The organism is Pseudomonas sp. (assembly GCF_050739995.1).
Taxonomy (GTDB): domain Bacteria; phylum Pseudomonadota; class Gammaproteobacteria; order Pseudomonadales; family Pseudomonadaceae; genus Aquipseudomonas.
In genome coordinates, this window is the sequence record NZ_JBOICG010000551.1 from 1 (window position 1) to 13,714 (window position 13,714).

15 protein-coding genes are annotated in these 13,714 nt (G+C 61.0%); 14 read left to right on the forward strand and 1 reads right to left on the reverse strand.

All coding sequences use genetic code 11. The features are described 5' to 3' along the window. Positions 1 to 3 precede the first annotated feature (3 nt). The 14 genes from pabC to ACRESD_RS18105 all read left to right on the forward strand — a co-directional run bounded on the left by pabC (position 4) and on the right by ACRESD_RS18105 (position 12,935). Positions 4 to 777: an aminodeoxychorismate lyase gene (pabC, locus tag ACRESD_RS18040; protein ID WP_431752174.1), complete on the forward strand. Its 774-nt coding sequence runs from the start codon at positions 4 to 6 to the stop codon at positions 775 to 777. A gap of 1 nt (position 778) precedes the next feature. Continuing rightward, positions 779 to 1,900, forward strand: a complete 1,122-nt coding sequence (gene mltG, locus ACRESD_RS18045; RefSeq protein WP_431752160.1) for an endolytic transglycosylase MltG — start codon at positions 779 to 781, stop codon at positions 1,898 to 1,900. 19 nt (positions 1,901 to 1,919) lie between these two features. Beyond that, positions 1,920 to 2,552, forward strand: coding sequence for a dTMP kinase (gene tmk, locus ACRESD_RS18050; RefSeq protein ID WP_431752161.1), 633 nt, complete (start codon positions 1,920 to 1,922; stop codon positions 2,550 to 2,552). Beyond that, the gene (locus tag ACRESD_RS18055) at positions 2,545 to 3,534 is read left to right on the forward strand and encodes a DNA polymerase III subunit delta' (protein WP_431752162.1); all 990 of its coding nucleotides are present in this window, start codon (positions 2,545 to 2,547) and stop codon (positions 3,532 to 3,534) included. Before tmk ends, ACRESD_RS18055 begins: the two co-directional genes overlap by 8 nt. Before the next feature lie 63 nt (positions 3,535 to 3,597). Beyond that, positions 3,598 to 4,380, forward strand: coding sequence for a TatD family hydrolase (locus ACRESD_RS18060; RefSeq protein ID WP_431752163.1), 783 nt, complete (start codon positions 3,598 to 3,600; stop codon positions 4,378 to 4,380). Positions 4,381 to 4,817: 437 nt separating this feature from the next. Further along, on the forward strand, positions 4,818 to 5,459 hold the full coding sequence (locus ACRESD_RS18065) for a TetR/AcrR family transcriptional regulator (protein WP_431752164.1): 642 nt from the start codon (positions 4,818 to 4,820) through the stop codon (positions 5,457 to 5,459). A 114-nt stretch (positions 5,460 to 5,573) separates the two neighbouring features. Then, the gene (locus ACRESD_RS18070) at positions 5,574 to 6,542 is read left to right on the forward strand and encodes a GTP 3',8-cyclase MoaA (RefSeq protein WP_431752165.1); all 969 of its coding nucleotides are present in this window, start codon (positions 5,574 to 5,576) and stop codon (positions 6,540 to 6,542) included. A gap of 108 nt (positions 6,543 to 6,650) precedes the next feature. Continuing rightward, complete coding sequence (locus ACRESD_RS18075; RefSeq protein WP_431752166.1) at positions 6,651 to 7,256, forward strand: DUF4823 domain-containing protein; 606 nt, start codon at positions 6,651 to 6,653, stop codon at positions 7,254 to 7,256. Between the two features lie 12 nt (positions 7,257 to 7,268). Continuing rightward, positions 7,269 to 7,829: a DUF1285 domain-containing protein gene (locus ACRESD_RS18080; protein WP_431752167.1), complete on the forward strand. Its 561-nt coding sequence runs from the start codon at positions 7,269 to 7,271 to the stop codon at positions 7,827 to 7,829. A gap of 70 nt (positions 7,830 to 7,899) precedes the next feature. Continuing rightward, positions 7,900 to 8,613: a GntR family transcriptional regulator gene (locus ACRESD_RS18085; RefSeq protein ID WP_431752168.1), complete on the forward strand. Its 714-nt coding sequence runs from the start codon at positions 7,900 to 7,902 to the stop codon at positions 8,611 to 8,613. After that, complete coding sequence (locus ACRESD_RS18090) at positions 8,610 to 9,611, forward strand: ADP-ribosylglycohydrolase family protein (RefSeq protein ID WP_431752169.1); 1,002 nt, start codon at positions 8,610 to 8,612, stop codon at positions 9,609 to 9,611. The genes ACRESD_RS18085 and ACRESD_RS18090 overlap by 4 nt, the downstream gene beginning before the upstream one ends. A gap of 192 nt (positions 9,612 to 9,803) precedes the next feature. Next, a complete protein-coding gene (locus tag ACRESD_RS18095) occupies positions 9,804 to 11,270 on the forward strand; it encodes a purine-cytosine permease family protein (protein WP_431752170.1) in 1,467 nt (488 codons plus the stop codon). Beyond that, positions 11,263 to 12,180, forward strand: coding sequence for a PfkB family carbohydrate kinase (locus ACRESD_RS18100; protein ID WP_431752171.1), 918 nt, complete (start codon positions 11,263 to 11,265; stop codon positions 12,178 to 12,180). Before ACRESD_RS18095 ends, ACRESD_RS18100 begins: the two co-directional genes overlap by 8 nt. A 26-nt stretch (positions 12,181 to 12,206) precedes the next feature. Further along, positions 12,207 to 12,935: a class I SAM-dependent methyltransferase gene (locus ACRESD_RS18105; RefSeq protein WP_431752172.1), complete on the forward strand. Its 729-nt coding sequence runs from the start codon at positions 12,207 to 12,209 to the stop codon at positions 12,933 to 12,935. A 202-nt stretch (positions 12,936 to 13,137) separates the two neighbouring features. Here the strand turns inward: ACRESD_RS18105 and ACRESD_RS18110 are convergent, their stop codons facing one another. Then, positions 13,138 to 13,470 (reverse strand): hypothetical protein, encoded by a 333-nt coding sequence (locus ACRESD_RS18110; protein WP_431752173.1) that lies wholly within the window; start codon positions 13,468 to 13,470, stop codon positions 13,138 to 13,140. Positions 13,471 to 13,714 lie beyond the last annotated feature (244 nt).

A 13,714-nucleotide genomic window follows, 5' to 3' on the forward strand; every position in this document is an offset into this window, starting at 1 on the left:
CCCCTGAAAGATCGCGGCCTGGCGTATGGCGATGGCCTGTTCGAGACCATTGCCGTCAGGGCCGGGCAGCCTGTGCTGCTCGATCGCCATCTGCAACGCCTCGATGAGGGTTGCAGGCGGTTGGCGCTGGTTGCGGATCAACCGTTGATCCGCAGCGAAGTGCTGGCTTATGCCGCCGCTCTCGGCGACGGTGTCCTCAAGTTGATCCTCACCCGTGGCGATAGCCTGCGTGGTTATGGCATCAACCCTGACGCCCCGGTGCGTCGTATCTTGCAGGGCAGCCCGCCCGCTACCTATCCCCAAGCCCATGGAATCGATGGAATCCGTTTGTTTCCGTGTGCCACCCGCCTGGCTGAACAGCCGTTACTGGCGGGGCTCAAGCACCTTAATCGTCTGGAACAGGTGATCGCCCGCGCCGAATGGCAGGATGCCGAGCACGCCGAAGGTTTGATGCTGGATATGTCCGATCGGGTGATCGAAGGCGTGTTCAGCAACCTGTTCCTGGTACGCAACGGGTGGTTACTAACCGCCGATCTGAATCGTTGTGGCGTCGCAGGCGTGATGCGTGCCGAGATCCTGGCCCAGGCGCAAACCCTGGGCATCCCGGCGGCCGTGGCCGACATCAGCGTTGAACAGTTGCAGCAGGCCGACGAAGTCTTTGTCTGCAACAGCGTTTATGGCATTTGGCCGGTGCGCGGGTGCGCTGCGATGAGCTGGTCGGTTGGGCCGCTCACCCGTAAACTGCAGGGCATTGTTCGCGCGCTATTGGATATTTGAGTTGATACGAAAACTGGTTTTACTGCTGCTGATCGGTTTGGTCTCGGCAGGCTTGGTGCTGGGCTTCTCCGCCTGGAAGCTCGACTCTGCCTTGAAGCAGCCCCTGAAACTGAGCCAGGAACAATTGCTGGATGTACCGGCCGGGGCGACCCCGACCGGGACCTTCAATCGTCTGGAAGCCGAAGGGGTGCTCGACGATGCCTTCTGGTTGCGCCTGTATTGGCGTTTCAATCTCGACGGCCAGCCGTTGCACAGCGGGGAATACCGCATGACCCCTGGCCTGACGGCCGAGGGCTTGATCGGCTTGTGGCAGCGTGGCGAAGTGGTGCAATACAGCCTGACGCTGGTAGAAGGCTGGAATTTCCGTCAGGTGCGCTCGGCGCTGGCCAAGCACGAAAAGATTGTGCAGACGCTGTCGGGCCTGAGCGACAAGGAAGTGATGGACAAGCTCGGTCACCCCGACGTGTTTCCTGAAGGGCGCTTCTTCCCGGACACCTACCGCTTCGTGCGCGGCATGACCGATGTCGATTTCCTGAAAAAAGCCTACAACCGCCTGGACGATGTACTCGCCCAAGAGTGGGGGAAGCGCGCGGTCGATGCGCCTTACACCGACCCTTATCAAGCGCTGATCATGGCCTCCCTGGTGGAGAAAGAGACCGGTGTACCTGAAGAGCGCGGACAGATTGCCGGGGTCTTCGTGCGACGCATGAAGATCGGCATGCTGCTGCAGACCGACCCGACGGTGATCTACGGCCTGGGCGAACGCTACACCGGCAAGCTGACCCGTGCGCACCTCAAGGAAGCCAACCCCTATAACACCTACATGGTCGCCGGCCTGCCGCCGACGCCGATTGCCATGGTCGGCCGCGAGGCCATCCACGCTGCGCTGAACCCGGTGCCGGGTAGCAGCCTGTATTTTGTCGCGCGTGGCGATGGCAGCCATATTTTCTCCGATGACCTGGATGCGCATAATGCCGCCGTGCGTGAGTTCCAACTCAAGCGCCGCGCCGACTATCGTTCCAGCCCGGCGCCCGCGGTGAAGACGGCGCAGGACGCACCGCCCCCGGCCGATGCACCCACCGAGCCTGCGCCGGATACCGCCGCGCCGCAAAGCCCGCAATGACTCTGACTAAGGACTGCCTGTGACTGGCTTGTTTATTACCCTGGAAGGCCCGGAAGGCGCCGGCAAAAGCACCAATCGCGATTACCTGGCCGAGCGCTTGCGCGGTGGGGGTATCGAGGTGGTGTTGACCCGTGAGCCGGGTGGTACGCCGCTGGCTGAACGCATTCGTGAAGTGCTGTTGGCGCCGGGTGAAGAACAGATGAACCCGGACACCGAGCTGCTGCTGGTGTTTGCCGCCCGCGCCCAGCACCTGGCCGAAGTGATTCGCCCGGCCCTGGCGCGCGGCGCGGTGGTGATTTGCGACCGGTTTACCGATTCCACCTACGCCTATCAGGGTGGTGGTCGAGGCTTGTCCCTGGAGCGCATCGCCGCCTTGGAAACCTTCGTCCAGGGCGATTTGCGCCCCGACCTGACCCTCCTGTTCGATCTGCCGGTGGAAGTGGGGATGTCCCGCGCCAGTGCCCGTGGCCGCCTGGATCGATTCGAACTGGAAGGCCAGACCTTTTTCGACGCTGTGCGCACTGCGTTCCTCAAGCGTGCCGCCGCTGAACCTGCCCGTTACTACGTGCTGGACGCCGCTCAGCCACTGACGCAAGTGCAACGCGCCATTGACGCGTTGTTGCCGAAACTGCTGGAGCGCGCCCGTGGCTGAAGCCTACCCATGGCAGGATAGTCTTTGGCAGCAATTGGCCGGTCGTGCCCAGCATGCCCACGCCTATCTGCTGCACGGGCCGGCAGGCATCGGTAAGCGTGACCTTGCCGAGCGCCTGATGGCGAGCCTGTTATGTCAAAAGCCGGTCAACCTGGAAGCCTGCGGCGAGTGCAAGTCCTGCCTGTTGCTCAAGGCCGGCAGCCACCCTGACAACTACCTGTTGGAACCCGAGGAGGCTGACAAGGCGATCAAGGTCGACCAAGTGCGTGATCTCGTTAGCTTTGTGGTGCAGACCGCGCAGATGGGCGGGCGCAAGGTCGTACTGATCGAACCGGTGGAGGCCATGAACATCAACGCCGCCAACGCTTTGCTCAAGAGTTTGGAAGAACCGTCCGGCGATACGGTGCTGTTGCTGGTGAGCCACCAGTCCAGCCGTTTGTTGCCGACCATTCGCAGCCGTTGCGTGCAGCAGGCGTGCCCGTTGCCGAGCGAGGCGATGAGCCTGGAATGGCTGGCGCAGGCACTGCCGGACTGTTCTGTGGACGAACGGGTCGAGCTGTTGACGTTGGCCGCCGGCTCACCGTTGGCTGCCGTCAAGCTGCAGGCCCAGGGCGTGCGTGAGCAACGGGCGTTGGTGGTCGATGGCGTGAAGAAACTGCTCAAGCAGGAACTCTCCGCCACCCAACTGGCCGAAAGCGCCTGGAAGGATATTCCTCTCCTGCTGTTGTTCGACTGGTTCTGCGATTGGTCGAGCCTGATCCTGCGCTATCAGTTGACCCAGGATGAAAGCTGCCTGGGCCTGCCGGACATGCGCAAAGTTGTGCAATACCTTGCGCAGAAGAGTGCCCAGGACAAGGTGCTGAATATCCAGGACTGGATTCTCGCCCAGCGCCAGAAGGTCCTGGGCAAGGCCAACCTCAACCGTGTGCTGCTGCTTGAAGCGCTGCTGGTGCAATGGGTGGGTTTGCTCGGCCGCCGTTAATTTCCGTGGTTGACGGGTGTATCGTTGGCCAGACCCTTATCGTGACTCAAGTTGTAACTTCCTATGCTCGTAGATTCCCATTGCCACCTTGATCGCCTCGACCTTGCCCAGCACGACGGTTCCCTGGATGCCGCCCTTGAAGCAGCGCGCCAGCGTGGGGTAGGGCACTTCCTGTGTATCGGCGTCAGTGCTGAGAACGCCGCCGATGTCAAAGCCCTGGCCGAGCGTTATGCCGATGTAGATTGTTCAGTCGGTATCCACCCCCTGGACCTCAAGCCCGGCGAAGCGCCAGCCCTCGACTGGTTGCTGGGCGAGCTCAGCCACCCACGGGTGGTGGCGATTGGTGAAACCGGGCTGGACTACCACTACGAGCCTGAAGCCGCCGAATTGCAGCAGGCCTCGTTCCGTCTGCATCTGCAAGCGGCCCGGCAAACTGGCAAGCCGGTGATCGTCCACACCCGTGGCGCTCGCGCCGACACCCTGGCCTTGCTACGCGAAGCCGCATTGCCCCAGGCCGGCGTGCTGCATTGCTTCACCGAAGACTGGGACATGGCCAAGGCGGCTTTGGATCTGGGCTTCTACATCTCCCTGTCGGGCATCGTCACCTTCCGCAATGCGGACGCCTTGCGTGACGTGGCGCGTCAGGTGCCGGCCGATCGCTTGCTGGTAGAAACCGACTCACCGTACCTGGCGCCGATCCCTCATCGTGGCAAGCCGAACCTGCCGGAGTATGTGCGCGATGTGGCGGATTACCTGGCGATGCTGCGCGGCGAGTCCTACGAGCGTTTTGCAGAGCAGACCACGGAGAACTTCAAGCGCCTGTTTCCGTTGGCCCACGTTTCTTAAATCCTGGGCAAAAAAAACCCGGGTTCTGGGGGGTGAATCCGGGCTAAGACCATTAGGAGTAAAACAAGGGTACGCAGTCCGTCGGTACCCAGGTCGACGTGTCACTTGGGGGAGATGTCACGTCGACAGTTCAAGTATTGATCACTATCCCATTCAGTCCAGTCGCATCTGATCGTTTTTTAAACAGATTTGGAATACACGCGCTTCGCTTGAGTTCTCATTGAGTCCTATGGGCAGGTGAGGATGTTGCGTGTTATTTCTGACTGATATCGATGAAATCGTTGGCATGCTGAAAGTTAAGTGCAAAGCCGGTTCACATAGGCGTTGCCCAACGACCGTTCAGTCGGGATAATCCCTCGCACCGGGTAAATCGTATCGCCAGGTATCCTTGGCCCTGCGTAACCCTTCCCCTATTCACCTCTGCAGACCTTTTCCTCATGCACAAAGAACCCCGTAAGGTCCGTGAGTTTCGCCGCCGTGAGCAGGAAATTCTCGACACTGCACTCAAGCTGTTCCTCGAACAAGGTGAAGACAGCGTCACCGTCGAGATGATTGCGGATGCCGTGGGTATCGGCAAAGGCACCATCTACAAGCACTTCAAGTCCAAGGCCGAGATTTACCTGCGCCTGATGCTCGACTACGAGCGCGACTTGAACGAACTGTTGCACTCGGCCGATGTGGACAAGGACAAGGAAGCCCTGTCCCGGGCCTACTTCGAGTTCCGCATGCGTGACCCGCAGCGCTATCGCTTGTTCGACCGCCTGGAAGAGAAGGTAGTCAAGGGCCATCAGGTGCCGGAAATGGTCGAGGAGCTGCACAAGATCCGTGCCTCGAACTTCGAACGCCTTACCTTGCTGATCAAGGGCCGCATCAGTGAAGGCAAGCTTGAAGATGTACCGCCTTATTTCCACTACTGCGCCGCCTGGGCCTTGGTGCACGGCGCAGTAGCGCTGTACCACTCGCCGTTCTGGAGCAATGTGCTGGAAGATCAGGAGGGCTTCTTCCAGTTCCTGATGGACATCGGCGTGCGCATGGGCAACAAGCGCAAGCATTCGACTGAACTGCCGCCTGCCACGTAATGATTTACTGCCAGGCGCAGTACCCCAGGAATATACTCAGGCAAGGACCTTGCTAAAAGCTGATTTATGAGTCAGCTTCTAGCGCGCCCGAATTATCTTCTGCCGGAGTGATCCATGATCGTTGATCGTCAAGGCAGGCGATTTCGCAATTTGCGGATCAGCCTGACTTCAGCCTGCAATTATGCGTGTACCTACTGCGTGCCGAACGGCAAGCGGTTGGTGGCTGCCCAGGACGAACTCTCGGCCGAGGCCATGGCCCGTGGCGTGGCCTACCTGATTGAGGCGGCGGGCATCGAGCGCCTGCGTATCACTGGCGGCGAACCGCTGGTCAGCCCCAAGCTGGAAGCCTTCATGGGTGCAGTGGGGCAGATGGGCCTGCGTGATATCAGCTTGACCACCAACGGTCAGTTGCTCGCCCGTAAACTGCCTTTGCTGGTGGACGCCGGTATCCGGCGCATCAACGTCTCCCTCGATACCCTGGATGCCGAGGCCTTTCGCAGCATTGCCCGTGGTGGCGATTTGGCCACCGTGCTCGCTGGCATGGACCAGGCTCGCGCGGCCGGGATCAAGATCAAGGTCAACATGGTGCCTTTGCGCGGACAGAACCTGGACCAGGTGATGCCGCTGCTCGATTATTGCCTGGAGCGTGGCTACGAGTTGCGCTTCATCGAGCTGATGCGCATGGGCCACCTGGCCAAGGACTCCAACGCTTTCCTGCAGCAATTTGTCAGCCTGCAGCAATTGCTCAGCCTGATTGGCGAACATCACGAATACCTGCAAGCCGACGCCCCTGTGGATGCTACGGCGGTGCGCTACGAAGTACCGGGCAAGGGCTTCTTTGGTGTGATCGCCAACGAAAGCGTACCGTTCTGCCGTACCTGTTCACGGCTGCGTTTGTCTTCCACGGGGTGGTTGCATGGCTGCCTATCGTCGAGTAACCGGCATTACATCGGCGACTTGCTGGACAAGCCGCGCCACCAGGCATTGCCGGCCCTGCAAGGCTTGCTGATGAAAGCCCTCGGCGATAAACAGGAAGTGGCCTTTTCCGGTGGTGCGACCATCATGAAGATCATCGGCGGCTAAACATCCCCAAGACAACACAAAACCAAATGTGCTGCTACCAAATGGCGTAAAACCTGCATCTCACGCCCATTCGCCGGTTTTCCGTCACCGGCTTCTGGAGGATTTAGGATGCGTAGTCTGGTTTTGTTGCTGGCGTCGTTGGCGCTGAGTGGTTGCATGACCGTCAGCGATATGGCCGAAGGCACCCGTTATCAGATGAGCGACGCCGGGTTGCTGGACCACAGTGATACACGCCGTACGGCGTCGGTGCGTATACAGCCGGACTCCTTTGTCTTTATTGCCCAGGGCGCCTTTGTGCCGCCGGGTAGCGCCTACCCGCGACCTAACGTGGTGGCTGAGGAAGCCTTCAACGGCTTCGTCGAATATTTCCCCATGGTACGTCGCGCCCGCAAGCCGGAAGGCCTGGAGCAGGCGATGGCTGAAGCACGGGCGGCCGGGGCGCATTACCTGCTGTATTGCCGCTTTGCGGCAGCCGATGACCGTATCGGTAACGCTGATGAGTGGACTGATCAGCAGGCCCTGGACCGCGTGGGGCTGGACAGTGGCGTGATCCAGATCATGTTGATCGAGACCAGCACCCAGTATTTGATTGATACTGCACGTATTCGCAGTCGTGGCGGTTTACTGACGTTCCACGACAACAAGCCAGAAGATCTGATTGCCCGCCCCCTGGCGCAGTACGCTCGTGGCTTGCTGGGCATGAGTGATCAGTAACAGGAGGATCCGATGACCGATGTCGCCAAGGCCAATGATCTATTGGCCCAACTGCCCAAGGGCAAGGGGCCGGCGCCCGTGCACCTGTGGAATCCGGATTTCTGCGGTCACATCGACATGCGCATCGCCCGTGACGGCACCTGGTTCTATCAGGGCACGCCGATTGGGCGAAAGCCGATGGTCAAGTTGTTCTCCAACATTATCCGTCGCGACGGTGATGAGTATTTTCTGGTCACGCCTGTGGAAAAGGTCGGCATCAGCGTCGATGATGCGCCATTTGTTGCGTTGACACTGGAAGTGCAAGGGCAGGGTGAAAGCCAGGTGCTGCGCTTTACCACCAATGTCGACGAACAGATCGACGCCAGCCTCGAACATCCGCTGCGGGTGGTGATCGACCCTGTCACCCAGGAACCTGCGCCATATCTGTTGGTGCGCACCAACCTCGAAGCCCTGGTGCATCGCAACGCGTTCTATCAATTGGTCGAGCTGGCCGTGAGTCGTCCGATCAACGGTCAGAACTGGCTGGGCGTGTGGAGCGGCGGGGTGTTTTTTCCCATTGGCCTGGAGCCCTGAGGCCGTTTTTCTCATCCCCTTGAAATAATTCGCTTGCTGCAAATGGGCGCTTTCGGTTATCAATTTGTACATGATTAGACATGTTCGATTTGATAAGAAAAAACGCGTCGTCGACGAGCTCATCCGCCGTATCGAGGGTGGGGTGATAGCCGACGGCTTCCTGCTGCCGGGCGAGCATCAATTGGCCGAAGAGTTCGCGGTCAGCCGCGGCACCCTGCGCGAAGCGTTGGCCGAGCTCAAGCGGCGCAACTACATCGCTACTCAGAGCGGTGTCGGTTCCATCGTCACCTTTGACGGCATGGTGCTCGACCAGCGCAGCGGTTGGGCCCAGGCCCTGGCCGATACGGGCGCGCGGGTGACCACCGATATCCTGCGCCTGGAAGCCGTGACCCGTCCGGACCTGCTCAGCCGTTTCGGCAGCGACCAATTCATTGCACTCGACCGCCGCCGCTGCACCCCCGATGGCATCGCCGTGTCCCTGGAGCGTTCGTTGATGCCCGCCTCCGGTGGCCTGGAAAGTCTGCCCAGTGTCGGCCTGATCGATAACTCCCTGACGATCACCCTGGCCGCCTACGGCTACGTGGGTGCCGAAGGCGACCAATGGATCGGCGCCGAACCCTTGAGTGACGAGGACGCCGAGCTGCTCGGGCGGCCTGCCGGCAGCGTGTTTCTCAAAGCCTCGCGTACCACCTACGACCGCCGCGAGCGTTTCATGGAGCATGTCGAAAGCTTGCTCGACCCTCTGCACTTTCGCCTGCACCTGCAGTTTGGAGCTTCGAAATGACCGTGGAAAATCGCGCCCTGGGTGCCTTCTACGGCTTGGCCCTGGGCGATGCCTTGGGCATGCCGACCCAGTCCTTGAACCGCGAGCAAATCCGTGCCCGCTTCGGTGCCATTACCCGCCTGGAAGATGCCGACGCCGACCAGCCCATCGCACCGAACATGCCAGCCGGTTCCATTACCGATGACACCGAACAGGCGATCCTGGTCGGCGAGTTGCTGGTGCAAGGCCAGGGTAAGATCGAACCCAAGGTGCTCGCTCAGCGCCTGATCGACTGGGAAGCGGTGATGCGCGCCAAGGGCTCGCAGGATCTGCTCGGCCCGTCGACCAAACGCGCAATCGACATGATCCTCGCCGGCCACACTCCGGAAGAGTCCGGGCGCTATGGCACTACCAACGGTGCGGCGATGCGCATCACCCCGGTGGGGATCGCCGCCGACATTCGCGACCCGGCGCAGTTTATACAAGCAGTGATCCAAGCCTGCCAGGTCACCCATAACACCACGCTGGGCATCTCCAGTGCGGCGGCGGTGGCGGCGGTGGTGTCGGCCGGCATCAACGGCGTGGACTTGGGGGAAGCCCTGAACATCGGTACCCAGATCGCCCAACAGGCTGAAGGCCACGGCCATTGGATTGCCGGCGGGCGCATTTCCACGCGCATCAGTTGGGCGCGCACTTTGAGCGTGGGCAGTGGCGACAAGGCGCTGTTCGCCGACCTGCTCTATGAGCTGATCGGCACCTCCGTCGCGTCCCAGGAGTCGGTGGTGGTGTCGTTTGCCCTGGCCCAGCAAGTGGCGGTGGGCGACATGAACGCGTTCGAAGCCCTGTGCCTGGCCGCCAGCCTGGGCGGGGATACCGACACCATTGCCGCCATGCTCGGCGCCATGCTCGGCGCGTGCCTGGGGATGCAGTGCTGGCCGTCGGCGATGATCGAGCAAGTTAAAACCGTCAATGGCCTGGATTTGCAGCCACTGGTTCAAAGGCTGCTCGCGTTGAGATAAACGCCGCAATGCAAAATGTGGGAGCTGGCTTGCCTGCGATGGCTGCCCTCCAGTGAGTACATCAGTGCCTGGTACGCCGCTATCGCAGGCAAGCCTGCTCCCACATTGAACTCGCTGAGACAGGAAGACCGAGCGCCGTTCTGCTTTAAGAATCTGCCACAACCACAACAATACAGGCACCAGGAGCACTCCATGAGCAGCACCTCTGCCGGCCAAAGCGCCGGCCAATTGGAAACCCGCGGCATCGAACCGGTCCCTGAAAACGAGTGCAACGGCCACCCGCTGCAACTGTTCTGGGTGTGGTTCGCGGCCAATATCAGCATCCTCGGCTTGCCGCTCGGGGCGACCCTGGTGGCGTTTCGTGGCTTGGCGATCTGGCAGGCGATCATTGTCGCCATCCTCGGTGCCGCCGGTTCTTTTGCGGTGGTGGGCATCATCTCGATTGCCGGTCGCCGTGGCCGGGCTCCCAGCCTGACGTTGTCCCGCGCTATCTTCGGCGTGCGCGGCAATATTGGCCCCACTCTGGTGTCACTGATGTCACGCCTGGGCTGGGAAACCGTCAACACCACCACCGCAGCCTTCGTATTGTTGTCGTTGTGTTCGATCCTGTTCCATTCGCCGGTTGAAGCAAAAAGCGCACCTGTGCTGACGCTCATCTTCATCGCGATTTTCGTGCTGCTGACCTTGTCTGTTTCCGGCCTCGGCCACGCGACGTTGCTGGTGATCCAGAAGTGGGCCACTTACGTGTTCGGTGCCTTGAATATTCTGGTGGGTGGCTTCCTCTGCGCCACCATCGACTGGAGTGCCGTGTTCAACGCCACCCCGGCACCGCTGAGCGCGATGATCATCGGTGTCGGCACCATGGCTGCCGGCACGGGGATCGGTTGGGCCAACGCCGGGGCCGACATGTCGCGCTACCAGCATCGCAGCGTCAAGGCCGTGCGTCTGGTGGCGTCCGCCGCGTTTGGTGCGGGTATTCCGTTGGTGTTGTTGATCACCCTCGGCGGGCTGCTGTCGGTGGGCAATAACGACCTGGCCTCGGCCACTGACCCGATCATCGCGATCCGCGACATGCTGCCGACCTGGATGGCCGTGCCGTACCTGATCACCGCATTTGGCGGCTTGCTACTGTCCAACAACCTCTCGGTGTACTCGGCCGGCCTGACGACCTTGACCCTGGGTTTGAAGGTCAAGCGCGTGCACGCGGTGATCGTCGACATCGTGGCGATCTTCGCCGGGTCGATTTACTTCATGCTGATCGCCGACAGTTTCTACGGCCCCTTCATCACCTTCATTTCGCTGCTGGCTGTGCCGATCACTGCGTGGGTCGGAATTTTCGTGGTCGACTTGATCCACCGTCACTACTACAGCGCAACAGACTTGTTGGACGTGAGCCCAAGCAGCGCCTACTGGTATCGCGGTGGCGTGGAATGGCGTGCGTTCGGCGCCTGGGCCGTGGCAATTGTGCTGGGTTTCAGTTTCACCACCATCGGCACTACCGCCGAAAATATCTGGTTCGCCGGGCCATTGTCCGATTCCTGGCTGGGCCACAACGGCCTGGGCTGGATCGTCACTTTCCTGGTGGCCGGCGGAGTTTATGCGGTATTGGGTGGCGCGGCTGACCGTCGCCCGGCGTTAGTAGAGAGCCACAATGTCTAGATTGCTGCACACCGGCCAGGTCATCGTCGACTTGGTCATGGCCTTGGATACCTTGCCTGCGACGGGCGGCGATGTACTGGCGCAATCGGCCAGCTTCGAAGCCGGCGGCGGTTTTAACGTGATGGCTGCTGCCCGGCGCAATGGAATGCCCGTGGTGTATCTCGGGCGCCACGGCAATGGGCGCTTCGGCGACCTGGCCCGTGCGGCGATGCAGGCCGAAGGGGTGGTGATGGCCCAGCCAGCCAGTGAGGGCAAGGACACCGGTTTGTGTGTGTCGCTGACCGAAGCCACCACCGAACGCACCTTCATTTCCCATATCGGCGCTGAAGGCGATTTAACGGCCGAAGACTTGGTGGGCGTTGTGCCGCATGCGCACGATTACGTGTACGTCAGCGGCTACAGCCTGTTGCTGGAGGGCAAGGCACAGGCACTGCTCGACTGGCTGCTGGCGCTGCCGCGTGACGTCACCGTGGTGTTCGACCCGGGGCCGTTGGTCAAGGCGCCGGATTCTGCACTGATGATTGCGTTGCTGCCGCGTATCGATATCTGGACCAGCAATGGTCCGGAGGCGCTGGCGTTCACTGGTGCCGGAACGCTGGCTGAGGCCTTGCTTGAGCTCAAGCGCCACCTGCCGGTCGAGGCCTTGTTGGTGGTGCGCGACGGACCGAATGGTTGCTGGATCAGCCAACGGGGCCGGGCCGAGCATGTGCCTGGGTTCAAGGTGCGGGCGGTTGATAGCAACGGTGCGGGCGATGCCCATGCCGGCGTGTTTCTGGCGGGCCTGGCCAGCGGCCTGGCACCGGCTCAAGCAGCGCGTCGCGCGAATGCGGCGGCAGCCCTGGCGGTCACGCGCTGGGGCCCGGCGACGTCACCGGGCACTGACGAAGTGGATGGGATGTTGGCAGAATAGGGCGCTACCCAGCACGGAGTGATCCCATGACCCAGAACATCTATGACACACCGGCCTTCTTCGAGGGCTACAGCAAGATGGGTCGTTCGGTCCAGGGCTTGGCTGGCGCGCCAGAATGGCCGGCCTTGCAGGCAATGTTGCCACCGATGTCCGGGGTGCGGGTGGTGGACCTGGGCTGTGGTTATGGCTGGTTCAGTCGCTGGGCCCAGGAGCAGGGCGCTGCCGAGGTGCTGGGGCTCGATGTATCACAGAAGATGTTGGCGCGGGCGAAAGAGATGACCTCAACGCCCACTATCTCCTACGCCATCGCTGACCTGGAACACCTGGATATTCCCATGGGCGTATTTGACTTGGCCTACAGCTCCCTGGCGTTCCATTACATCGTCGATCTCAAGGGCTTGTTCGCGCGCATCCACCGCGCGCTGGTGCCAGGCGGGCACCTGGTGTTTTCCATCGAGCATCCGATCTTCATGGCGCCGCGCAATCCAGGCTGGTTGATGGATGACGAGGGGCGCAAGAGCTGGCCTGTGGATGGCTATCAGCAGGAAGGGCCACGGGTGACCCATTGGTTGGCAGACGGCGTGATCAAGCAGCATCGCACCTTGGGCACGTTGCTCAATCTGTTGATTCAGGCGGGGTTCACGCTGAGCCACGTTGAAGAGTGGGGGCCGAGTGAAGCGGACTTGAGAACGCGTCCTGAACTGGCTGAAGAACAAGAGCGCCCGATGATGTTGCTGGTGTCGGCACACCGTTGATTCACTGATTCAACGCAAAAGTGTGGGAGCGGGCTTGCCAGCGATGACATTCGATCAGCTTGCCTCGCAGGTGGCTGACACCACCATCGCGGGCAAGCCCTGCTCCCACAGGTTTTGTGGTGGGGCTGGAATTACTGACTTGCCCACCCTATCCAGCACCACTTTGCCCAACCTGTTCGGGTGTTCTCTTGCGTTCGATGGCTTAGGGCGCAGGTTGTTTTGGCGCGCCGGGGATGTTGTTGTCGTCGCCTTTATTCACTTTGGGCTCGGCATTCACACCTGGGCCCATCTTGCCGTTGCCCACGGCGGCGGGCGCCTGACGCTGAGTGTCGTTGCCCTTGGTGCGCGGATCAGCACCTGCTCCGTTGTCGATTATCGCGCCGCCGTTGGTATCCATGCCGGTGCCCATGGACTCTTGCGATTCGGTGGTGGCCGGGTTGGTCGGACCGGTGGACGAGGTCGCGGCAAACGCGCTCAGCGCGGTGGCAGACAGCAGGCCGGTGAGGGCGAGGGCGGCAAACTTGGAAGGCTTCATGAGAGTGTCTCCATATGATTGATGTCCTTACCCCTTATTGGTCTGCCCTCGGTTGTGGTTCGTGCCTGTATGGCGACGAACGGTCTTAAGTCACCTGTAAGATTTTCTGCGCCAGTGACTATAAAATTGCACTGCAATCAGTCATTAAAGCCCCTTAGTATGTGGGCTTTGAAATTGCCCAAGGCCCGCCCATGACCATCGAGATTCGCCCCGCCGTGCCCAGCGATGCTGCGCAGATCCTGAC

Coding starts and splice junctions, on each gene's coding strand:
- ACRESD_RS18060 (WP_431752163.1), top strand. CDS start 3,598: ATGCTCGTAGATTCCCATTGCCACCTTGATCGCCTCGACCTTGCCCAG.
- ACRESD_RS18065 (WP_431752164.1), top strand. CDS start 4,818: ATGCACAAAGAACCCCGTAAGGTCCGTGAGTTTCGCCGCCGTGAGCAG.
- ACRESD_RS18070 (WP_431752165.1), top strand. CDS start 5,574: ATGATCGTTGATCGTCAAGGCAGGCGATTTCGCAATTTGCGGATCAGC.
- ACRESD_RS18075 (WP_431752166.1), top strand. CDS start 6,651: ATGCGTAGTCTGGTTTTGTTGCTGGCGTCGTTGGCGCTGAGTGGTTGC.
- ACRESD_RS18080 (WP_431752167.1), top strand. CDS start 7,269: ATGACCGATGTCGCCAAGGCCAATGATCTATTGGCCCAACTGCCCAAG.
- ACRESD_RS18085 (WP_431752168.1), top strand. CDS start 7,900: ATGATTAGACATGTTCGATTTGATAAGAAAAAACGCGTCGTCGACGAG.
- ACRESD_RS18090 (WP_431752169.1), top strand. CDS start 8,610: ATGACCGTGGAAAATCGCGCCCTGGGTGCCTTCTACGGCTTGGCCCTG.
- ACRESD_RS18095 (WP_431752170.1), top strand. CDS start 9,804: ATGAGCAGCACCTCTGCCGGCCAAAGCGCCGGCCAATTGGAAACCCGC.
- ACRESD_RS18100 (WP_431752171.1), top strand. CDS start 11,263: ATGTCTAGATTGCTGCACACCGGCCAGGTCATCGTCGACTTGGTCATG.
- ACRESD_RS18105 (WP_431752172.1), top strand. CDS start 12,207: ATGACCCAGAACATCTATGACACACCGGCCTTCTTCGAGGGCTACAGC.
- ACRESD_RS18110 (WP_431752173.1), bottom strand. CDS start 13,470: ATGAAGCCTTCCAAGTTTGCCGCCCTCGCCCTCACCGGCCTGCTGTCT.